Annotated in this window: 22 protein-coding genes; 12 read left to right on the plus strand and 10 right to left on the minus strand. The window is 49.7% G+C overall.

Annotated elements, in window-relative coordinates; translation table 11 throughout:
* Positions 1–16 precede the first annotated feature (16 nt).
* Together ABJU74_RS01900 and ABJU74_RS01905 are read right to left on the minus strand one after the other, a co-directional pair.
* On the minus strand, positions 17–1,282 hold the full coding sequence (locus ABJU74_RS01900) for an acyl-CoA dehydrogenase family protein (RefSeq protein ID WP_348385879.1): 1,266 nt from the start codon (positions 1,280–1,282) through the stop codon (positions 17–19).
* A 1-nt stretch (position 1,283) separates the two neighbouring features.
* Positions 1,284–2,687 (minus strand): phosphotransferase family protein, encoded by a 1,404-nt coding sequence (locus ABJU74_RS01905; protein WP_348385880.1) that lies wholly within the window; start codon positions 2,685–2,687, stop codon positions 1,284–1,286.
* A 130-nt stretch (positions 2,688–2,817) separates the two neighbouring features.
* Here ABJU74_RS01905 and fabD point away from each other — a divergent pair, with 130 nt between their 5' ends.
* From fabD to ABJU74_RS01940, 7 genes are all read left to right on the plus strand, one after another.
* Entirely contained in the window at positions 2,818–3,753 is a 936-nt protein-coding gene (fabD, locus tag ABJU74_RS01910; protein WP_348385881.1) for an ACP S-malonyltransferase, read from the plus strand.
* Positions 3,754–3,805: 52 nt separating this feature from the next.
* Positions 3,806–4,549: a 3-oxoacyl-[acyl-carrier-protein] reductase gene (gene fabG / locus ABJU74_RS01915; RefSeq protein WP_348385882.1), complete on the plus strand. Its 744-nt coding sequence runs from the start codon at positions 3,806–3,808 to the stop codon at positions 4,547–4,549.
* A gap of 10 nt (positions 4,550–4,559) precedes the next feature.
* Positions 4,560–5,096, plus strand: coding sequence for a hypothetical protein (locus tag ABJU74_RS01920; protein WP_348385883.1), 537 nt, complete (start codon positions 4,560–4,562; stop codon positions 5,094–5,096).
* 98 nt (positions 5,097–5,194) lie between these two features.
* On the plus strand, positions 5,195–5,431 hold the full coding sequence (locus ABJU74_RS01925; RefSeq protein WP_108810177.1) for an acyl carrier protein: 237 nt from the start codon (positions 5,195–5,197) through the stop codon (positions 5,429–5,431).
* 165 nt (positions 5,432–5,596) lie between these two features.
* Positions 5,597–6,850: a beta-ketoacyl-ACP synthase II gene (gene fabF, locus ABJU74_RS01930; RefSeq protein WP_348385884.1), complete on the plus strand. Its 1,254-nt coding sequence runs from the start codon at positions 5,597–5,599 to the stop codon at positions 6,848–6,850.
* 6 nt (positions 6,851–6,856) lie between these two features.
* Entirely contained in the window at positions 6,857–7,828 is a 972-nt protein-coding gene (gene mltG / locus ABJU74_RS01935) for an endolytic transglycosylase MltG (protein WP_348385885.1), read from the plus strand.
* 410 nt (positions 7,829–8,238) lie between these two features.
* Positions 8,239–9,726 (plus strand): hypothetical protein, encoded by a 1,488-nt coding sequence (locus ABJU74_RS01940; protein ID WP_348385886.1) that lies wholly within the window; start codon positions 8,239–8,241, stop codon positions 9,724–9,726.
* A gap of 183 nt (positions 9,727–9,909) precedes the next feature.
* Here the strand turns inward: ABJU74_RS01940 and ABJU74_RS01945 are convergent, their stop codons facing one another.
* Both ABJU74_RS01945 and leuA read right to left on the minus strand, forming a co-directional pair.
* Positions 9,910–10,881 (minus strand): nitronate monooxygenase family protein, encoded by a 972-nt coding sequence (locus ABJU74_RS01945; protein ID WP_348385887.1) that lies wholly within the window; start codon positions 10,879–10,881, stop codon positions 9,910–9,912.
* A gap of 90 nt (positions 10,882–10,971) precedes the next feature.
* Positions 10,972–12,630 carry a 2-isopropylmalate synthase gene (gene leuA / locus ABJU74_RS01950; protein ID WP_348422833.1) on the minus strand — a complete coding sequence of 553 codons (1,659 nt, stop codon included), beginning with the start codon at positions 12,628–12,630 and terminating at the stop codon, positions 10,972–10,974.
* A gap of 338 nt (positions 12,631–12,968) precedes the next feature.
* Here leuA and ABJU74_RS01955 point away from each other — a divergent pair, with 338 nt between their 5' ends.
* From ABJU74_RS01955 to ABJU74_RS01970, 4 genes are all read left to right on the plus strand, one after another.
* Entirely contained in the window at positions 12,969–13,454 is a 486-nt protein-coding gene (locus tag ABJU74_RS01955; protein WP_348385889.1) for a YHS domain-containing (seleno)protein, read from the plus strand.
* A 52-nt stretch (positions 13,455–13,506) separates the two neighbouring features.
* Positions 13,507–13,797, plus strand: coding sequence for a hypothetical protein (locus ABJU74_RS01960; RefSeq protein WP_348385890.1), 291 nt, complete (start codon positions 13,507–13,509; stop codon positions 13,795–13,797).
* 77 nt (positions 13,798–13,874) lie between these two features.
* Entirely contained in the window at positions 13,875–14,414 is a 540-nt protein-coding gene (locus ABJU74_RS01965) for a YHS domain-containing (seleno)protein (RefSeq protein ID WP_348385891.1), read from the plus strand.
* Positions 14,415–14,535: 121 nt separating this feature from the next.
* Positions 14,536–14,934 carry a BLUF domain-containing protein gene (locus ABJU74_RS01970; RefSeq protein ID WP_348385892.1) on the plus strand — a complete coding sequence of 133 codons (399 nt, stop codon included), beginning with the start codon at positions 14,536–14,538 and terminating at the stop codon, positions 14,932–14,934.
* Positions 14,935–14,977: 43 nt separating this feature from the next.
* Here the strand turns inward: ABJU74_RS01970 and ilvC are convergent, their stop codons facing one another.
* The 5 genes from ilvC to miaA form a co-directional block, all read right to left on the minus strand.
* The gene (gene ilvC, locus ABJU74_RS01975) at positions 14,978–15,997 is read right to left on the minus strand and encodes a ketol-acid reductoisomerase (RefSeq protein WP_348385893.1); all 1,020 of its coding nucleotides are present in this window, start codon (positions 15,995–15,997) and stop codon (positions 14,978–14,980) included.
* A gap of 15 nt (positions 15,998–16,012) precedes the next feature.
* Positions 16,013–16,384: a hypothetical protein gene (locus ABJU74_RS01980; RefSeq protein ID WP_348385894.1), complete on the minus strand. Its 372-nt coding sequence runs from the start codon at positions 16,382–16,384 to the stop codon at positions 16,013–16,015.
* Complete coding sequence (ilvN, locus tag ABJU74_RS01985) at positions 16,381–16,896, minus strand: acetolactate synthase small subunit (protein ID WP_348385895.1); 516 nt, start codon at positions 16,894–16,896, stop codon at positions 16,381–16,383. The genes ABJU74_RS01980 and ilvN overlap by 4 nt, the downstream gene beginning before the upstream one ends.
* On the minus strand, positions 16,896–18,641 hold the full coding sequence (locus tag ABJU74_RS01990; RefSeq protein ID WP_348385896.1) for an acetolactate synthase 3 large subunit: 1,746 nt from the start codon (positions 18,639–18,641) through the stop codon (positions 16,896–16,898). The genes ilvN and ABJU74_RS01990 overlap by 1 nt, the downstream gene beginning before the upstream one ends.
* A gap of 154 nt (positions 18,642–18,795) precedes the next feature.
* Positions 18,796–19,719 carry a tRNA (adenosine(37)-N6)-dimethylallyltransferase MiaA gene (miaA, locus tag ABJU74_RS01995; RefSeq protein WP_348385897.1) on the minus strand — a complete coding sequence of 308 codons (924 nt, stop codon included), beginning with the start codon at positions 19,717–19,719 and terminating at the stop codon, positions 18,796–18,798.
* Here miaA and serB point away from each other — a divergent pair.
* A complete protein-coding gene (gene serB, locus ABJU74_RS02000) occupies positions 19,712–20,593 on the plus strand; it encodes a phosphoserine phosphatase SerB (protein WP_348385898.1) in 882 nt (293 codons plus the stop codon). The genes miaA and serB overlap by 8 nt on opposite strands.
* Here serB and ABJU74_RS02005 read toward each other — a convergent pair.
* Positions 20,590–21,627 (minus strand): SPOR domain-containing protein, encoded by a 1,038-nt coding sequence (locus ABJU74_RS02005; protein WP_348385899.1) that lies wholly within the window; start codon positions 21,625–21,627, stop codon positions 20,590–20,592. The genes serB and ABJU74_RS02005 overlap by 4 nt on opposite strands.
* Positions 21,628–21,763 lie beyond the last annotated feature (136 nt).

The following is a 21,763-nucleotide window of genomic DNA, read 5'->3' on the forward strand; positions in this document are numbered from 1 at the left end:
AAAGCCATGGCGCACCTTACTTGATAAATTTGAACATGTGTCCACCAATTTTCCGCATCTGAATTTCTTCCGATCCTTCAGTAATCCGGTAGCGACGATGATGACGGTAAATATGTTCAAACGGCTTGTGACGCGAATAACCCATGCCGCCATGGACCTGCATTGCGCGATCAGCGGCATCACAGCACAGGCGATTGGCGCGGTAGTTACACATGGATACTTGCGCTGAGAGATATTTTGCCACGTCGACTTTTGCCATTCCGTCCATCTGTGCTGCCGTCTTGTAGATAAGTTGGCGCAACATTGCCGCTTCCGTATGCAGCTCTACCAGTGGAAATTGAATGGCCTGATTGACGGACAGAGGCTTGCCAAAGGGCTTGCGCTCTCCAGCATATTTAACCGATTCATCGATACAATATTGAGCCGCGCCTAAGGAAGATGCGGCCTGGCGGATGCGGTTTTCATGGACAAAATGTTGCGCCGCAGCGAGGCCCATATCGAGATCTCCTAATATCTGATCGGCTGGAATCCAGACATTGGTATAACTACATTTGGGATGATCTGTGGGCATGTTGAATGTCCACATATATTCACCAACTTCAAATCCTTCGGCATCAGTCGGCACAATAAAACAGCCAATGCCCTGCGCATCACCGTCTTTGCCGCGATGACGCGCAAATGTCATCACATGGGTGGCGACATGCAGACCAGTGGTCCACATTTTATTCCCATTGATTAGCCAGCCATCCACGCCATCGCGCTTTTCCGGAACCGCAGTAGTGTCCATCCAGGTGGCGTCGGAGCCATGATCTTCTTCGGTTAGGCCAAAGCACCATTTCATTTCCCCATTGAGCATCGCCGGAATACATTCCTGCTTCTGTTTTTCGGTACCAAAATCCCTTACCATCAAGGGCTGTACGAGATTGCCAACGATCGAGTTTTCATTTTGCAGGTCATTGTGGAGACCAAGACCTTTGTGCGCGAGATGTTCGCGGATCCGCGCCATGGCGAGATTAGAACCATCTTGGCCGCCAAATTCCTTCGGTAGGGCATAGCGAAAATGCCCTGCGGCATCTGCTGTACGGTGCATTTCGTGGAGCAGGTCTTCCCATTCCTTGGTTGGCAATCCCTGATTATCCCAGTCTGTCCGGCTATCTTCGCGCCGGTGATCAAAAAAACGGATATTGTCATCGCGCCGCTCAATCGGCTTGATTTCAGCGTCTATAAAATCGTCAAGAACGGTTAGATAATCTTCAATATCCTGGGGAATTTTAAAGTTCATATCAGGGTCTCCATTTGTTAAGCGCTACGGCAAGGCCGGCATATTTGGGTTGGTCGATGGACAGGCGTTCCAACGCTGAAATTCTAAGGTGATCCCATAGCCCGGGATGTTCAGCCGTCATTTCTCGATCAGCAATTGCTTTGCAAAGTTGCTCATGATCCAAGCCCAAATTGTTTAACCGGGCTTGTGATGCTGCAAGAAAAACAGGACCCATTTTTGCCTGTCTTTGGGCGATACCCAATGCATTTCCAGCTACTCTGGATTGAAAGCGATTATGACCGGTTAAATCCGGTTGCACGATGTCACTGTTCCATTCTCCCAAGGCCGTCAGCAATTCGGCATATTCGGTCTCGCCTATAGGAGTCTCGGTTTCGGGCAATTGCCAATCCAATTTTGTGCAAATGGTTGGAGATAAAATTTCTTCAAATAGCAACGCAAGATCAATTTCAACTTCGGACACCCGGCGACCAATGACCGTTCGTTCAAGAGAGCGATCACCGCCAGTGCGCCAAATTTCCCCCATGACTAGGCACGAAATTCCCCACCACATGGTTGAATAGATAAGCCAAAAACGAAATCGGTCGGCATCGACAATTTGGCCACTTTGTTGGGCATAAGCGGAGAGGAAAGATTCAGCTGTATCAAAGCCTCCAGCAACATTTTCATAATGGCCAAACCGCCAACTGGGTGTGCAAAGATAAGCGAGATCTTGGATGGGGTCTCCCAATCTAGTCAATTCCCAATCAAGCACCGCTGTAATTCCTGTCGGAGAAATCATCAGATTGCCCATCCGAAAATCCCCATGGACAAGGTTTTTCGTCTGGCCTTCAGGCGCGTTATTTTCCAGCCATTGAAAAGCATATTCAAAAATGGGTATGGCGCCGCCTATTTCGTGATATTTTTCCTTTTGCAGCGCCACCAGTTGAAGGGGTGAAAAATATTCCAGGGAGCTCGCGATTGATTGGGTATCAATATTGTGGATTTTCCAAAGTTCGGTTGCGCATTGCGCAGTCAGTTTGGACTGGGCCAAGGCATAATCGGGTTTTCCGAGGATTTTGTGCGGTAGGGTTTCGCCTTCAGCCTTGTCCATGACAAAACCTTCACCAATTTCATCTTCGGGAGATAAGCGCGCGCGAACAACCGGCGCGGTGACACCAGACTGGACAGCCAGTTCAATTATATCCGCCTGAGTATCGAGCGGAACTCCGCGCAGTTCATTTTCGCCGCCTTGTGCCATTCCGATTGGTAAACGTCTTAGAACAAAAGCTTCGCGGGCGTAGGTGAATGACCAGCTTTCCATGCTGGCACCTCCGGATAAGCGCTTTAAATTGGAAACATTTCCCCCTTCACCAAGGGTTCGTTCGCAGAAAACCGTCAATTTTTCTTCGGATAGATGGTGCGCCATAAAGCGTTCTTAATTGGTCAATTAAAAATTGGCAATCGCAATAGTAGTAGCGATTTGTATCGCGAACCTTGCATGCGTCGTCATTCCCTCTTACCTCCGGCTAAAGCATCCAATTGAACAAGGGGTAAGCATGAGGGCATTTATATTTCCAGGACAAGGCAGTCAGGCCGTTGGGATGGGCAAGGCACTAGCCGAAGCCAGTACCACCGCTCGGGAAGTTTTTCAGGAAGTTGATCACGCGTTGGAACAGAATCTCTTTCAACTCATGTGTGATGGTCCGGAGGATGAATTGACTTTGACGGAAAATGCGCAGCCCGCCATCATGGCCAATGCGATTGCAACGTTAAGGGTCATGGAGAAAGAAGGTGACCAATCTCTGGCGAAGCTCTGCAACTATGTTGCAGGCCATAGTCTGGGAGAATATACTGCTTTATGTGCCGCCGGCGCGCTGAACCTGACTACGACGGCGGAATTGTTGAAGCTGCGCGGTCAATCTATGCAAAAAGCAGTACCGGTCGGTGAAGGCGGCATGGCCGCTTTATTGGGCGCTGATATTAAAAAGGCAGCAGGTCTTTCGAAAGCAGCGGCACAAGGTGAAATTTGTACCATTGCCAATGACAATGACCCCACTCAAGTCGTCATTTCGGGCCATATGGGCGCGATCGAGCGTGCTGTAGGCCTAGTAAAAGATCATGGAATTAAACGCGGGCTGTTATTGCCCGTATCCGCTCCGTTTCACTGCTCTTTAATGCAGCCGGCTGCCGAAGCCATGGAAGAGGCATTGGCTGAAGCCAGCATATTGCCGCCCAAAGTCCCGGTTTTTGCGAATGTGACTGCAGAAATGGTTTCAGATACGGATGAAATCAGGCAGCTCTTGGTTGAACAGGTCACCGGGACCGTGAGATGGCGCGAATCTGTGCTTAATATGAGTGAAGCCGGTGTCGATGAATTTGTTGAATTGGGTGGCAAAGTTCTCGGCGGCATGGTCAAACGGATTAACAAGGAAGCGAACAATGTTAGTTTGACGAGTATGGACGACATCGAAGCTTTTCTTGCCGCTTTGTGAGCCGCTTTTAGAAACAAAAGCTTTCCTCAGGAATATTTGAATAGGAACAAACATGTTTGATCTTACAGGAATGACAGCGTTGGTGACCGGTGCATCCGGCGGCATTGGTTCTGCAATTGCCAAATCATTGGCTGAAAGGGGGGCAACAATTGCGCTGTCCGGCACACGCAAGCTGATCTTGATGGACCTTATCCCTGAACTGAAAGGGGAGGGGCATGTCGTGATACCCTGCAATCTTTCTGATGCAGAAGAAGTTAATCAACTGGTTCCCACAGTGATCGAAAAATTGGGCAAGATTGATATATTGGTCAACAATGCTGGCATCACGCGGGACGGCCTGGTCATGCGCATGTCTGATGACGATTGGTCCGATGTGCTCAATGTGAATCTGGAATCGGCCTTTCGATTGGCGCGTGCTGCGGCGCGGCCAATGATGAAGGCGCGGAGCGGTCGAATCATTTCCATCACGTCCGTTGTGGGCGCAACAGGCAATCCTGGTCAGGTCAATTATGTGGCTTCAAAGGCGGGTTTGGTTGGCATGTCAAAAGCATTGGCTCAAGAATTGGCATCACGGGGAATTACCGTTAACTGCGTGTCTCCCGGGTTTATCGCCTCGCCAATGACCGATGCCTTGACCGATGGACAAAAGGAAGAGATTAACCGCAAAATACCGGCGGGAACTATGGGGGCCGGAGAAGATATTGGCGCCGCCGTCGCTTATCTGGCGAGCAAGGAAGCATCATATGTGACCGGACAAACGTTGCACGTTAATGGCGGTATGGCGATGATTAGTTAAAGTCATAGCGATGAAATTTTCTTTGCTTTTCATGGCTTTGTCTGCCGCATCTGCGCCACCTATGCCAACCCATGGGCTGCTTACGATCGAAAATATCGACTGTATCAGTCGGCAAGTTTCTGCTGAACAAGCGCAGGAATATTTTTCGATGACGGCGGCGGGTAAAGAGCTCGCAGCTTTTGATGCCGTCGCCGATAAGGCAAAGGCATGCCAAGTCAAATATGATTGGTCGCATATTCAAACGCGCAATGCGTTTCGAATTGCGTTGATGGATGGTTGGCTTCTGCAAGAAGGGTTGATCGAAAAAATTGAGAAATTGGGTGATTTCAAGCCTTTTTTGGACAAGTTCTACGTTGAAAATGTCAAACCCACCGGACGCCATATCTTACAAGAAGCCTATCTGTCAGGAAAAGTGGACAAGGCGCTCACGGCTGAAGGATATCCTGAAGACAAGAACCTGAGGGAATTGGCCTATAATTATTGGGAATGGCGCGGAACAATTTGGGACATTGAAGATGATTTTCGGAATGGGAAGTTAAGGCGATAAGCGTTTGGAATTAACAAAGCTGTTCGTGCCCTCTTGCAAGCGACGCGCCATGCCACTAGGACGAAATGGAAACCAATTAAAACGAAGAAGGAACTCTCATGAGTGAGACTGCAGACCGCGTAAAAAAGATTGTTGTCGAGCATCTTGGTGTCGAAGCCGACAAAGTGAATGAAGAAGCAGCATTTATCGATGATCTCGGTGCTGACAGCCTCGATATTGTTGAGTTGGTAATGGCTTTTGAAGAAGAATTCAGTGTTGAAATTCCTGATGATGCCGCTGAAAAAATTGCTACCGTTAAAGATGCAATTGATTTTATCGACAATAATAAAGGCTAATTGATTTTGGAATGTGGCCTTTATCGGCTGACATTCTGGGGCCAATGATCGCTAAACTGATACAAAGCGGCTCACCGGCCTGGGGACACTTCCCTAAACCGGTGGCCGCTTTTGAGTTGGTGCCAAAGTAGATGGGCTGTTCGGGCCCGATAAAAGGAGCAAAACATGCGTCGTGTTGTAGTGACCGGATTGGGACTGGTAACGCCTCTTGGTGGGGATGTGGAAACCAGTTGGAGCAACATTCTCGCGTCAAAATCTGGCGCAGGAAAAATTACACGTTTTGATTCCTCTGATCAAAAATGTCATATTGCATGCGAAGTCAAACCAGCGGACCATGAATATGGTTTTGATCCCAATCTGCGGGTTGATCATAAAGTCCAGCGGCAAGTCGACCCCTTCATTGTTTACGGTATTGATGCCGCAGGTCAGGCGTTGGAAGACGCGGGTCTGACCGAAATGAGCGATGAAGAAAAATTGCGAACCGGTTGTTCTATCGGCTCTGGTATTGGAGGTTTGCCGGGCATTGAGAAAGAATCCCTGGTCTTGAACGAACGAGGGCCGGGTCGGGTGAGTCCGCATTTTGTACACGGGCGGTTGATCAATCTTATTTCTGGCCAAGTCTCCATAAAATACGGTCTCATGGGGCCAAATCACGCCGTGGTAACGGCCTGTTCTACTGGCGCACACAGTATTGGCGATGCCGCGCGGATGATCGCGTTGGACGATGCTGATATCATGCTGGCGGGCGGTGCTGAAGCGACTATTTGTCCCATTGGTATTGCCGGCTTTGCACAAGCCAAGGCGCTATCCACCAATAATGACAATCCACAGGCCGCATCGCGCCCTTATGACAAAAACCGTGATGGATTTGTCATGGGTGAGGGCGCCGGCGTTGTGGTTCTTGAGGAATATGAGCGCGCTAAAGCGCGTGGAGCGACCATTTACGGTGAAGTGGTTGGCTATGGCCTTTCTGGCGATGCCCATCATGTTACCGCCCCGCATCCAGATGGCGTGGGTGCCTATCGCTCGATGGAAATGGCATTGAAGCGGTCCGGTTTGTCGACTGCTGACATTGATTATGTCAATGCGCATGGCACTTCAACAATGGCGGATGTACTGGAATTGGCGGCCGTCCGACGTTTGTTCGGCGACGATGTGCAAACCATGTCGATGAGTTCAACCAAATCTGCCATTGGCCACTTGCTCGGTGGTGCAGGGGCGGTGGAAGCTATTTTCAGCATATTGGCGCTGCGCGATCAAATTGTTCCGCCCACGTTGAACCTTGATGATCCCGAAGATGGCTGTGAAGGTGTCGATCTGGTACCGCATGTCGCAAGAAAACGCGACGTGAAAGCGGTGCTTAGCAACAGCTTCGGCTTTGGTGGTACCAATGCCAGTATCATTGTAAAAGCGGTCTAGTCCAAGATGCGTCGCTTCGGGTGTCTGGTCCTTGTTATAGCCGGAGTAATATTGGGCCTGATTGGTGGTAATTTCATCTATGGATGGAATGCCAATGGACCATCTGAAAACGAGCGTCAGATCATCATCAAGTCGGGCTCTAGCTTAGCAATGGCCGCTGATGCGCTGGAAGAAGCCGGCGTGATAAAGTCCGCCGACGCTTTTCTCAATCGGGCCAAAATATTGGGCGGATCGGAACCGATTAAGGCTGGGGAATTTGTTATCCCGGCGGGTGCCAGTAATGCCTCGATCCTGAGCATTTTGCAAAATGGCAAAACCGTCCAAAGATTGATCACAATTCCGGAAGGTACGCCATCGATTATTGTCCATGAAAAGTTGATGGCCGAAAAGCTCTTACAAGGCGATATTCCGGTACCGGCGGAAGGCTCGATCCTGCCTGACAGCTATAGTTTTGAGCGCGGAGAAAACCGGTCTGCCGTCGTCAATCGGATGCAGCAAGCAATGAAAGATACCATTGCTGAACTCTGGCCCAAAAAAACGTCTGAAAGCGTGGTCAAAACGCCCGAGGAGGCGATAATATTAGCGGCAATTGTTGAGAAAGAAACCGCCTTGGCCCGAGAACGCCGTACCGTTGCGGCGGTCTATAGCAACCGGGTCAGACGAAATATGATGTTGCAGGCCGATCCCACAATTATTTATCCTATTACTAAGGGCAGGCCACTTGGGCGTCGGATAAGGCAATCCGAAATTGCGGCGGTCAATGACTATAACACCTATTCGATGGTAGGATTACCCAAGGGACCGATTGCCAATCCGGGAAGAGCGTCGATAGAAGCCGTGCTCAACCCAGTGAAAAGCGAGTTTTTATTCTTTGTTGCTGACGGGAAGGGCGGGCATGTGTTCGCCAAAACGCTTGCCGAGCATAATGCCAATGTCGAAAAATGGTTCGCTATCCGCCGTGAACGGGGAGAGATGTAGTTTTTGGCGTCCGTTTTAAGTCGAAAATGGACTATATTGCCCGTCATCATTCAATTTCGACGGAATTACGTTCATTTGTGCCAAGTTTATCTGTTCCAGTCTGCAAAGTGGTTCGTGCAAAACCGATCCGGTTTTTTGCTATAGATTGTTCACAGCGGACGTGTGCAACATAAAATTCAGGAATTGAAACTCATAGATGAACGGAGCATTTAACTCTCCAGCAAGTTTCGTCTTGTATAAATGGAAGCCACTGGAAACTCGATAGCTAGTAAAGGTCTGGATAAAGAACTTTTTACGTATCAGTTTGTTGTCGCTGACAGGGAATTCATGTAAACGAAGTAATTGAGTATTAGGGGGAAATTTATATCTTTCTAAGAAGTAAGGTCAATCAATTAAAGTTGGGTCTCTCTGTGCGGTTATCCAAATGGTTGGGCTTTTTTTGTTTGGTTGTGATCTTTATCAATTTTCAACCTGCTTCTGCCGCGCCTGGAGATATTCTCTTCGCAGATAATTTTGACAACGGAGCAGGCTGCGGAACGCTTGCACCGGATTGGACGGTTAGTGTTGCGGCAAATGCCGGCATTGGCACACAAACATCTTCATCGGGTTCTTGTTCGCTGTTTACCAGACAGGGCGTGGTTACCGTGACCAGCAGGGCAATTGATTTGTCTGGCGTTACCGGAACAGATTTGACCGTATGGGTCCGCAAAGGTGCAGATACATTCAGTGAAGATCCTGATGCAGGAGAAGATCTTGCTATTGAATATCTTGATGGCTTTGGAACTTGGCAGGGTTTGGAGATATTGTCAGCTTCTACGATCGCTGATGGCGCGATTACCAATATTGATGTTTCACTCCCGTTTTTTGCTCTGCATAGCGGTTTTCGGCTGCGCTTTCGCCAAGCCGCCGGTAGCGGGGCAAATTTTGATTTTTGGCATATTGATGATGTACAATTGGAGGAAACGGGGAACAGCCCGCCGGGGCCTAATTTGACAGCAAACAGCTGCGATGATTTTGAATCGGGATTAGCTAATTTTACTGTTACCGATTCCATAAAAAGTGGAACCAATGCGAACACTTTCAATTCATCCGGTAATTCACTTTTCCTGCGCCATGGCGCTGTAACAACAACATCGATTTCATTGGATACGTCAGGACTGACCGAGATAACAGTCTGGATAAGGCGCGGTTCGGACACGTTTAGCGAAAATCCCGAGGGCGTCGAGAATCTGGTTATCGAGTTTCGCAATTCCCTAGGAGTATGGGTGGCGCTAGAAACTTTTACCGGAGCCGGTACACAGGGAGAAATATTCAATAGAACTTACCCAGCGACTGCTGCAATGAGGCATGCTAATTTCCAAGTCCGCTTTCGTCTGACAGCGGGCAGTGGTGTTGATTTTGACTATTGGCATGTTGATGATTTCTGTCTGGTTAGCGCCCCTCCCGATGTTTCAGTGACCAAATCTTCAGTCGTGGTGTCGGACCCGATCAACGGCGTCAACAACCCCAAGACCATTCCCGAAGCCATAGTGCAATATACTATCACAGTGACCAATAACGGCCCTGGGATAGTGGATGGTGACTCTATCAGTATTGAGGACGTATTGCCTCTCGACGTCACACTATTTACCGGAGATTTGGGCGGCGGCGGCTCGCCCTTTGTCTTCACCGATGGAATCGGCGGTAATAGTAGCGGGCTATCATATAGTTTCACTTCGTTAGGTAGCGGCACCGATGGGGTGACGTTTCTCGATGGCGCAAGTAGTTCGATCACGCCGAACGGTGGATTTGATGACAATGTCGCCCGGTTCACAATTGATATGGTGGGCACTATGGCAAGTGCAACTGGCGGTAATACCCCAAGCTTTACCATCCAGTTTCAGGTTCAAGTGGATTAGTCTTCCGATACAGACACGAGATCATCGTTAACTGTGCTGGAAAATGTTCAAGCAGACGGCGATCCAAGAACTTTAGAGGTGCTTGGTCCCTGTCTTAATCCATGAATTAATCGGTGTTGAGAATATGGTATCCGCTTTCGTGCTTAAAGCGGACATAAAAGATTGTGGAAAACGTCGCCAGTCCTAGTAATCGAAGCGAGTCTTTAAACTGTCGCGCGCTTCTTGATATTCTGCGATTAAGCGATCAACCATATCCTGCACCGAGCGAACTTCATCAATGGCCCCAATGCCTTGGCCGCTGCCCCAGATATCTTTCCATGCTTTCTTTTCGGTATTGCCGCCCGAGCCGAAGTTCATGGTTTTATAATCTCCTTCCGGCAAATCATCTGGATCCAAGCCAGCATTTTCGATGGAGCCCCGCAGATAATTTCCGCTGACACCGGTGAACAGGTCAGAATAGACGATATCCTTAGCGCGCCCTTCTACGATACCGTCTTTATACCCCTGGTCCGCATTGGCTTCTTTGGTGGCGATAAAGGCAGAACCCATATATCCAAAATCTGCCCCCATGGCTTGAGCCGCCAGTATCGAAGCGCCGCAACCAATGGATCCCGACAACGCGACAGGACCATCAAACCACTGCCGGATTTCCTGCATCAACGCAAAAGGGGAAGTCACGCCAGCATGCCCGCCAGCACCGGCGGCGACGGGAATCAATCCGTCAGCACCTTTTTCAATCGCTTTGTGAGCGAAACGATCATTGATAATATCGTGCATGGTGATACCGCCCCAACTGTGAACTGCGGTATTCAGATCCTCAATTGCGCCCAATGATGTAATGACCATGGGTACTTTCCATTTTTCACATGTGGCCATGTCTTGATCGAGCCGATCATTGGATTTGTGGACGATTTGATTAACCGCAAAAGGGGCCGCTGGTTTGTCCGGATTATCCCGATTCCAGGCCGACAGTTCTTCGGTAATCTGATGCATCCACTCGTCGAGCAAAGTTTGCGGACGGGCATTGAGCGCTGGGAAAGAGCCTACAATCCCGGCTTTGCACTGTGCGATAACCAATTCGGGGCCGGAAACGATAAAAAGCGGTGAACCGATAAGCGGCAGGCGAAGTTTGTCGAACAATGCAGGTAAAGCCATAATTTCCTCAATTCAAAAAAGTTATAAGCCGCCATAGCTTAAGCCGAGTGGGATTCCACTGTTATTTTAATCGATCGCTTAATTTGTGCCTCAAAGCCGATTTACTGCGCTTAACAGCGCTTCAACAGAAGCGCGTGCAACATCGCTGTTAATGCCTACGCCAAAAAATTCCTGACCTTCACTGGATCGACATTCAATATAAGCGGCAGCCTGCGCATCCTTGCCGGATCCCAGTGCATGTTCGGAATAGTCAATTATTTCCAGATGCACATCCAAAGCCGATGACACTGCGTCAACCACGCTAGAGATCAAACCATTGCCGCGGCCGCTGACCGATATGTCACCCTGCGGGCCTTGCACCTTACCAACAAATATCCGTTCGTTGCCGGTTTGTCGTTCCTCATAGCTTATCAAGCGATATTGGCCGCTGCCATCGATATGATAACGCTTCTGAAATGCGCTCCATATATCGTCAGAGGATAGTTCCTGACTGGTTGTGTCTGCTAATTCCTGAACCGTTCGGCTGAAATTGGCTTGCAAGCGTTTCGGTAATTTCAAACCTTGGTCTTGTTCCAAAATCCATGCAATGCCGCCTTTGCCCGATTGGCTGTTCACGCGGATAACGGCCTCGTAATCCCGGCCAATATCCCGGGGATCAATGGGCAGATAGGGAACATTCCAAAGCTCGTCATTTCGTTGGTCTTGTGCTGCAAAACCTTTTTTGATCGCGTCCTGATGTGATCCGGAAAATGCAGTGAAGACAAGTTCTCCGGCATAAGGATGGCGAGCCGGAACTGGCAATTGGTTGCAATATTCGACTGTATTTACAATTTCATCCATATTCGAAAAATCAATCTCGGGATCGACGCCTTGAGTGTACATATTCAAGCCCAAGGTCACCAGATCGACATTGCCGGTACGTTCTCCATTGCCAAAAAGGCAGCCCTCAACTCTATCTGCACCTGCCATCAGTCCCAATTCGGAAGCCGCTATGCCGGAGCCGCGATCATTATGCGTATGCAAGCTGATCACAACATGGTCTCGCCGGCTGATATGTTTGCACATCCATTCGACTTGATCGGCATAAATATTGGGAGTGGATGCCTCGACTGTTGCCGGGAGATTGAGGATTAATGGTCTTTCGGCGGTCGGCTCGATAATATCCATAACCGTTTCACAAACTTCGAGGCTGAATTCAATTTCCGCGGTCGAAAATGTTTCAGGCGAATATTCAAAATGCCAGTCTGTATCCGGATATTTTTCCGCTTGTTCGCGTAATATAGTGGCCCCTTCTTTGGCGATATCTTTGACGCCGTCCTTGCCCAGTTTGAACACAACATCGCGCCAGGCCGGGGAAACTGCGTTATAAAGGTGGACTATGGCTTGCTTTGCCCCCTCGAGGCTAGCGAAACTGGTTTCGATCAAGTCGCGCCGAGATTGGGTGAGGACTTGAACCATCACATCATCTGGAATTTTGCCGGACTTCACTAGCCCGGAGATAAAATCAAAATCGGTAGCGCCGGCGGAAGGAAAACCCACTTCAATTTCTTTGATACCAATTTTGACCAAGAGATCGAAAAATCGTTGTTTCTTTTGGGCATCCATCGGATCGATCAGCGCCTGATTGCCGTCGCGCAAATCGGTGGACAGCCAACGGGGGGCTTTTTCGATGATGCGCGAAGGCCACTGGCGATCGGGCAAGTCAATCTGACCGAAGGGGCGATATTTTCGAGAAGGTACAGAATGCATGGTCATTACTCTTATGCTGCAGGCCATTTCGCGCAAGGCGGAAATTGCTAGTGAATTTCAATTTTGTGGAAAAATCATCCCTTAGGCGGGGTTACTGCATCTTGCAGCAACACGGCTACGCCTAAGGGCGCATAAGTCGACGTAGCTCAAGGTTTAACCGGGCTTTCATGGCAGCGTTTCTATCCATTGTTGTGCAAAAATCAACCATGCTGGTGAATTTTTTTTGCACCTTGTGAAACCTTTTGTCTGCTCAACCCGAAACCATCAACGAGCATGACGGCTCAACGAAATTATTACCCCCGATCACATGAACTCCAATTTTTACTAAGGACAGACAAATGAAATCACTTATTCTACCCTTGGCGCTCGCACTTGCAGCGACCACCGGTACCTTCGCTCTTCCTATTGATGCAGCGATTGCTGGACCGACTTACACCGGCGTTAAAGGTGGCAATACCGCTGTTGGTGGCTATGACGTTACTTCTTATTTTGTCGGCAACGGCGTACCGGTCAAAGGCAGCAAAGCCCATAAAGTCAAATATAAGGGTGCTGACTATTTCTTCAGCAGCGCTGCAAATGCGAAAAAATTCAAAGAGAAGCCTGCGAAATTTGCCCCTCAATATGGCGGCCATTGTGCATGGGCCTTATCGCGCGGTTCGCTCGCGCCCGGCGATCCATTGGTCTATAAAATTGTTAAGGGAAAACTCTACTTCAATGTCAACAAGCAGGTACAAAAAACCTGGCTGACCGATGTTGCTGGTTTCATCAAGAAAGCCGATTTGAAATGGCCTTCATTCCCCGCCACTGCCAAATTTGGCGGCTAAGCGGAACCCTCTTCGTCACGCGCCTAACTCTCTCTAACTGAAGGAATATATTATGAATAACCAAGGTAAACTTTCTGCCATGCTCGCTGTTGTTGGTGGTCTGACACTTGCTACCCCATCGGCCGCATTGGCAACCTGTGCACCGGCAACCCAGTCTGCTTGCAGTGCCTGTGCAGCAGCCGGTTGCGCCGCTGCATGTGGCGCCTGTGCCGCAGCTTGCGGTGCCTGTGCAGCGTCAGCCTGTGCCGCCGCTTCTTGTGCAGCTGCATCTTGTGCTGCCGGAGCCTGCGCTGCTCAGCCAGCTGCTTGCGGCGCCTGTGCCGCGGCTTGTGCCCCTCAATAAAGAAAAGTGGTTGCAGGGAGCTTGGTTGTGCTAAATAATCAAGTTCCCTGAACCGAGACATTTAAAGGACGAATTCGATGAACAAGACGTTTTTTGCAGCGATCATGATGGCGACATTGCCCATTGCATGTTCCGCTCCTTCTTCCGATACCGCCGAAACAACGGAAACGGTTGAAGCCGCTATCGCCGAAGTTTCCGACAATATGGAACTTCCCGTTTTTACGGGTCCTGCAGGCTCAGAAAACGTTGCGGTCAGTGGATATGACACAGTCAGCTATTTCGAAGGGGACGGTGTTCCTCTCGAAGGCAGCAAAGACCATCGTGTGAAATATAATGGTGTTGAATATCATTTTGCTTCCGCAGAAAATGCAGAGAAATTCCAAGCCGAACCAGCCAAATATGCACCGCAATATGGAGGGCATTGTGCTTGGGCCGCATCGCGCGGGAAATTGGCATCCGGTGACCCAACACTTTACAAAATTGTCGACGGTAAACTCTATTTGAACTTCAACCAAACAGTTCAAGATACCTGGAATGAAGATATTCCTGGATTTATCGAAAAGGCTGACAAAGCTTTTCCAGAAATTCCTGCTGATGCGCGTTACGACGACGCATAAGGCAGAATGATTTTGATCGGGAAAAGGCTGCAGGGCTCGGTTCTGCGGCCTTTTTCCTGCTAGGCGAAAATTAACCCCTCCGGACTAATGTCCACGCGTTGCAGTTTTTGAGGGACAAATTGTGTACCGGCTTGTTTATATTAGTACTCCAAAACCGGATATTAGCCGCACGGATGTCGAGCATATTCTGAAGGCTGGACGCAAAAATAACGCCAAAAATGGGATTACCGGACTATTGATCCAAGACCGGCGGCGTTTTCTGCAATATTTGGAAGGTGAGGCGGCGCAAGTAGAAGAGACCTTCGCGCGCATAGCGTCTGATAGCCGCCATTCCGCAGTCATTCAACTCAAGGTCGGCTATATTGGCCGCCGACAATTTCCCAATTGGGAAATGGCGTCCAAATATATTGACGACGTTGATAGTCTTTTGCCCGTCGTGACGGATATGGTCAAAAATTGCGACCGTGATGTCGCCCAAGAATTGATGAACTTTGCTGAAGCAAGAGATCGCGCGGCATAGTTTCTACCTGTCACTGCCCACACGATCTCTCATTGTTTCAGTACTAGTTTTTTTCTTTATCCACCAATTGGTTGGCGCCAATCCAAGGCATCATCGCCCGCAGCTCTGCGCCTGTTTTCTCAATCGGATGGGCTTCTGCTTGTTTGCGAGCAGCCTTTAATTCCGGTTGGCCTGCGCGGTTGTCGAGGACGAAGTCTTTGACGAAACGACCGGATTGAATATCGGCCAATACCCGTTTCATTTCCGCCTTTGTTTCATCGGTGATTATCCGTGGACCGGTTGTAATATCGCCATATTCGGCCGTATTGGAGATGGAATAACGCATATTGGCTATGCCGCCTTCGTAAAGCAGATCGACGATCAATTTGGTTTCGTGCAAACACTCGAAATAAGCCATTTCCGGCGCATATCCCGCTTCCGTCAGTGTTTCGAAACCAGCTTGGATTAAATGGGTGATGCCGCCACAAAGAACCGCTTGTTCACCGAACAAATCGGTTTCGCACTCTTCGCGGAAGTTGGTTTCAATAATGCCCGAACGGCCGCCGCCAACGCCAGAGGCATAAGCAAGCGCGACGTCATGGGCGTTACCGCTCTTGTCCGCATGAATGGCGACAAGGCAGGGTACGCCGCCACCGCGTTGATATTCACTGCGCACAGTATGGCCCGGGCCTTTGGGAGCAATCATGATGACATCCAAATCGTCGCGCGGTTCAATGAGGCCAAAATGCACATTGAGACCATGTGCGAAGGCGAGGGCGGCACCTGGTTTCATATTCTCGTGATAGTCGGCTGCATAAATAGCGGCCTGGTGTTCGTCAGGAGCCAAGATCATCACAATATCAGCCCAAGCTGCAGCCTTTGCATTGCTGAGAACTTTGAAATCAGCACTTTCTGCCTTTTTGGCGGTCGCCGAATCTTCGCGCAGCGCAATTGCTACTTCTTTGACACCACTATCGCGAAGGTTTTGCGCGTGGGCATGGCCCTGGCTGCCATAGCCAACAATGGCAATTCTCTTATCTTTGATGAGATCAAGATCGGCATCTGCGTCATAATAGACTTTCATTATTCTTCCTTATATTCAGATATATAGAGCGGTGAGTATGATGATTCCTACGCTGGACAACATGATCCAGCCGGGATGTTTGAACTTCGCTAGAATCGCATTTGCGATGCCCAGCACGATGAAGGTGACAGCGGTCGCCGTTAACTGCAGGTCATTTCCGGCAGTGTAACCACCTGCGACTAAAGCTAAATATAGTGCAATCAGTAAAATCAGAGCGGTCGTGGAATGCCAGCCGAACACTATAAGAGCGCGCCAAGTCGGATTAGACAAAATTTCGGTATGTCCCTGCAATAGCGGGCCGATAAGCTTTTTCTGACCTGCGACCGAATGGAATAATGCGACAAGGACAATCATGCCTGCCGCAACAAAGAGCAGCATCGCGCTCATGCTGAATCCGGCCCGCGCCCGATGGCAACCACACCCGTGCGCCCAACTTCGACTAACCCAACTTCACGCATCAAGCCAACAAAAGTCTGGATTTTCTCTGGTGCTCCGGTGATCTCAAAGACAAAGCTTTCCGTCGTGGCGTCTACCACCCGGGCGCGATAAACATCGGCCAGGCGCATTGCCTCGATGCGGTTTTCACCTTTACCGGCAACTTTGACCAATGCCAATTCGCGCTGAACATGGGGTCCAGCTTCGGTTAAATCGCGGACGCTATGGACCGGGACCAAGCGGTCCAGCTGCGCAATAATCTGTTCGATCACATGGGGAGGTCCATTGGTTGCAATGGTGATACGGCTAATGGCGTGATCGGCGCTGATATCGGCAACAGTGAGGCTTTCGATGTTGTAGCCGCGCGCCGTGAACATGCCGGCAATTCTTGCCAAAATACCTGCTTCATTATCGACCAAGACGGCCAGAACATGCCGCTCCACATTTTCTTCTTTGATATGCATTACACTAGGGCCTTTGCGTTATCGTCCATTGTTCCCTTCACATCCTCAGGGGTGAGCAGCATATCGGTATGCGCAGCGCCGGATGGAATCATCGGAAAACAATTGGCCAATTTTGCCACGCGGCAATCGACTAAAACAGGCCCCGGCGTGTCGATCATTTTTTTAATACCGGATTCCAGGTCCGCCGGATCCTCGATCAATATCCCGGTCCAGTCATAGCTTTCCGCTAACCTAATAAAATCTGGCAAACTATCGCTATAACTGTTTGAATATCGGCTTTCATAAGTCAGTTCCTGCCACTGACGAACCATCCCCATATATTCATTATTGAGAATGAAGATCTTTACTGGGAGACGATATTGGGTCGCCGTTCCTAGCTCCTGAATATTCATCTGGATCGACGCTTCTCCGGCAATATCTATGACCAATGCGTCAGGGTCACCCAATTGGGCACCAATGGCCGCAGGCAATCCATAGCCCATTGTTCCCAGGCCACCACTGGTTAGCCATTTATTGGGTTGTTCAAAGTCAAAATGCTGCGCTGCCCACATTTGGTGCTGCCCGACTTCTGTTGTTATAATCGGATCTTTCTCATGGGTGGCTTCCCACAATTTGCGAATAGCATCCTGAGGCATGATTTCTCCCCGGTTCTCGGGATAAGCGAGACAATTGGTCGCCCGCCATCCTTTAATCCGGGCCCACCATTCCTCATAGTCTGGCGCACCGAACTTGCGGCCCTTCAAGACGGCAATTAATTGTTCCATGATCCGGCCGACATCGCCGATAACCGGTAAATCGACCCGAATGGTCTTGTTGACGGATGACCGATCGATATCGACATGAATTTTCTTGCTGCTCGGAGAAAAGGCATCAATCCGGCCCGTTATCCGGTCGTCAAATCGCGCGCCGAGGCAAATGATCAAATCGGCGCGGTTCATCGCCATATTGGCTTCATATGTGCCATGCATGCCCAACATGCCCAGCCATTGATCGGATGAGGCTGGAAATGCCCCCAGACCCATAAGAGTGGATGTAACTGGTGCGCCTGTTAACTGCGCCAATTCTCGCAAGGTTTCACTCGCTTTAGGGCCGCTATTGATAATCCCGCCACCGGTATAGAAAATCGGCGACTTTGCCTGCATGATCATCTCAGCGGCTTCATTTATCGCCTTGAAATCACCATCTATTTGTGGCTGATAGCGCGAGTTTTTAAGATCGTGATGCGCGCTAAATTCTGCAGCGGCGACCTGTACATTTTTAGGAATATCAACAACCACAGGGCCAGGGCGTCCTTGTGTCGCAATATGAAAGGCTTCGGTCAGAACGCCAGCCAGCTCAGAAGGTTGCTTCACCAGATAATTATGCTTGGTACAATGGCGGGTAATGCCGACCGTATCCGCTTCTTGAAACGCGTCGGAACCAATAAGATTTGTTGCCACTTGTCCAGTGATGACAACCATTGGAATTGAGTCCATCAAGGCATCAGTAATGCCCGTGACAGCATTGGTCGCGCCAGGTCCGGATGTGACCAAAACAACGCCAGGTTTCCCAGTCGACCGCGCATAGCCTTCTGCTGCGTGGGTGGCTGCCTGTTCGTGGCGCACTAAAATATGTTTGATTTTCGGATGATCATATAGAGCATCATATATTGGCAATACCGCCCCGCCGGGATAACCGAAAACCGTGTCCACACCCATGCTAATGAGTGTTTCAACCAATATTTCTGCACCGCTTTTCTCGGTCACTTGATGCTCCAATTCGATTGTTAAACCCTAGAAGGGCGGGGGTTTGATAGGCGATGCTGCACTGCAAGGCAATGCGCATCATAAGCTATGCGATAGACTAGAATTTTGGCGCGCTACCTATTTATATATGCCATGTCAAGCGATATAAACGTAATTATATTACAATACTAGTTAAATTATCGTAATTAACAATCTTTTCGTACCTGAGCCATGCAGGCGGACATTGATTGCGAAACCACGTATATTGGCGTTTGGCATATTGCCGGGTTGCGGCCATGGCTTGCATCTGTGCTTCTTCGATACTTATTGTGCCTTCAATCCAGGCACAAATTTCCGGAACGCCAATAGCACGCATGACAGGACAAGTATTCGGTAAATTGCGTGCGAGCAATCGCGATGCTTCCTCTTTTGCTCCGCGTTCAAGCATGATCTCAAATCGACTATCGCATCGAGAATAGAGCCAATCTCTGGGTGGGAGCAAAACCAATGGACGTAAGTTGATGTCATCCTTAATTCCACCCGTTTTATGAGCTTGCCAATGATTTAGAGGCTTGCCTGTCGAACGAACAACTTCGAGCGCGCGCATGATCCGGCTTGAGTCATTGGGGTTGAGCCGTTCGGCCGCAAATGGATCTTCGTCAACAAGGGCCTGATAAGCCCGTTCAACCGTCAACAGTCTAACATTGTTCCTAACGGCTTTGTCTATTTCCGGGATCGGCGCAATGCCATCCAGCAGGGTGCGCACATAAAGTCCCGTGCCTCCGACCAATATTGGAAGCTTGCCTCCGCGATGGGCGCTCGCAATTTGATCTTTTGCATCCGCTGCCCATTGCGCTGCGGAACAGGGATGGGCACCATCTAAATAGCCATATAGTTGGTGATCTATGCCTTGCATTTCTTCCGTGTCAGGGCGTGCACTGAGAATTTGCAAGTCGGAATAGACTTGTGCGCTATCGGCATTGATTATCACAGAGGGTTGCTTTTTCGCCAACTCCAGTGCCAATGCGGATTTACCGCTGGCGGTCGGACCAATGATCAAAGCGGTGTCTTTATCATTTTTCGGAGAAGATATGTTCATAGCCACGCTAATAGCAGCAGATCAGCTGGAAAAGGGAGAATTAAGTTCTGCTGTTGATCGATTGGTTGAAGCGGGTGCTCAAATCTCCCAAGTCGGCGATATTCGGGATCACAAAGCGGCCGATATATTTTTTGAAGGTGATCTGGACTTGGCCCGGAATGGGTTAGCGAAAGTGGAGGCTGCCATCGATTATGCGGTCCAATCAGCAGAAAATAGAGAGAAAAAGCTGCTCATATCGGACATGGACAGCACGATGATCACGGTCGAGTGCATTGATGAGTTGGCGGACTATGCCGGATTAAAGGACCAAATTGCGGAAATCACCGAACGGGCCATGCTCGGAGAGTTGGATTTTGAAGAAGCACTGCGAGGTCGGGTTGCTTTATTAGCTGGTCTGGGCATCGATGCGATCGACAAATGTCTCGCCGAAAAAGTGGAATTCATGCCCGGGGCGAAAATATTAGTCCAAACCATGGCCGCTCGGGGTGCAAAAACAATCCTGGTTTCTGGAGGTTTTACACAATTTGCCGAGCCCGTGGCGCAACAAATCGGCTTTGCAATGGTTGAAGCGAATATACTGTCAGAAGAGCAGGGCAAATTGACTGGCACCTTAGCAGGTCCGGTTGTCGATGCGCAGCGCAAAGCCGAGCTCTTGAAAGAATCTGCTGGTGCCGCTGGACTGGCGCTCGATCAATGTCTGGCTGTTGGAGATGGCGCCAATGACATACCGATGATCGCCCTAGCGGGAATGGGTGTGGCTTATCATGCCAAACCCAAAGCCGCGGCTGCTGCTAATGTCTCCATCCAGTACAATGATTTGACTGCTTTGCTGTATTTGCAGGGCATAGCATCCGCTGATTGGGTCTCGAGCTAGCGCGCTTTCACAATACAGTCAGCACCCGAGGCTTTGACATTTGAGCACATTTTGCTGGCTTGCGCTTTGGTGGTAAATGGTCCGGCTTGAAGGCGAGTTATAGAACCCGCAGCAACGAGATAGGGTTGCAATCCATTAAGCCCAGTCACGCGATTTTCCAGATTGTTCCACAACGCTTTTGCCTTATTCTGATTGCTAAAGGCGCCCAATTGAACACGCCAATTGCCTGAAGTCGCGGCGGGCAATGGGGCAGGCCGCGGAGCTGGATTGGCCGCGACTACCGGTGCTGGTGCTTTCGGCATTGATGGCGCCACAGACGCTGAAACAGGTGCCGGAATTGGAGCCGGAACCGGGGCGGGGGTCGGAATACTGGCTTGCGAAGCCGGCAATTGTGCGGTTTGAATTGTGCTGGAAGAAGGGGTTGCCCGCAATCCGCCAACTTGCGCGGTGCGTACCCGCTTTTCATTTTCTTCCATTTGACCGGCCAATTCGATCGCCCGGCGGCGTTGATCGAGGGGAATATATTTGTCCATCTGAGCCATATTGGAGGTTGCTTGTGGCAGACCAGCAGCGGACGCTCTGGTCATAAGAGCATAGGCTTTGATCCAGTCTTTTTCGACAAAATCTCCGTTGAAATGGCCGGTTCCCAGGACATATTGCGCCCGCGGCTCTCCCCGATTGGCTGATTCCTGGAGAAAGGGCAGGGCTTCTTTGCGCCGCTGGCTTTGAAATAATATCAGCCCATAATTGTCATTGGCTTGCAGATGACCCTGGTCCGCTGCTCGCTTATAATATTGTTCTGCCTTGGTTAGATCCATCGGCACGCCGCGACCAAGCTTATAGGCCTGACCCATGTTAAACTGGGCGTCAGCGTCGCCTGCATTAGCGGGGCCGCGCCATTCTTGAATTGCGGTTTTATAGTCGCCGCGTCCCCATGCGTCGACGCCATCTTTGACATCGGCCAATGCGGGCGTGGTCCATCCAATTATGGCGCTAGCCAATAAGAGGGTGCGGGCTGATTTGAATTTGTTCATCGGTTAGGCCTTTAGTCTGCAGATTATGGTCATCATCTTATGCGTAATTTCGCTTTAACGCCAATTTGCAAATTATTCGTAACCTTAACGCAAAAATATGAGCGGTGGGTGAACCCAATTCTAACAGCGTGTAAAT

This window comes from Parasphingorhabdus sp. (assembly GCF_039982415.1).
GTDB lineage: Bacteria > Pseudomonadota > Alphaproteobacteria > Sphingomonadales > Sphingomonadaceae > Parasphingorhabdus.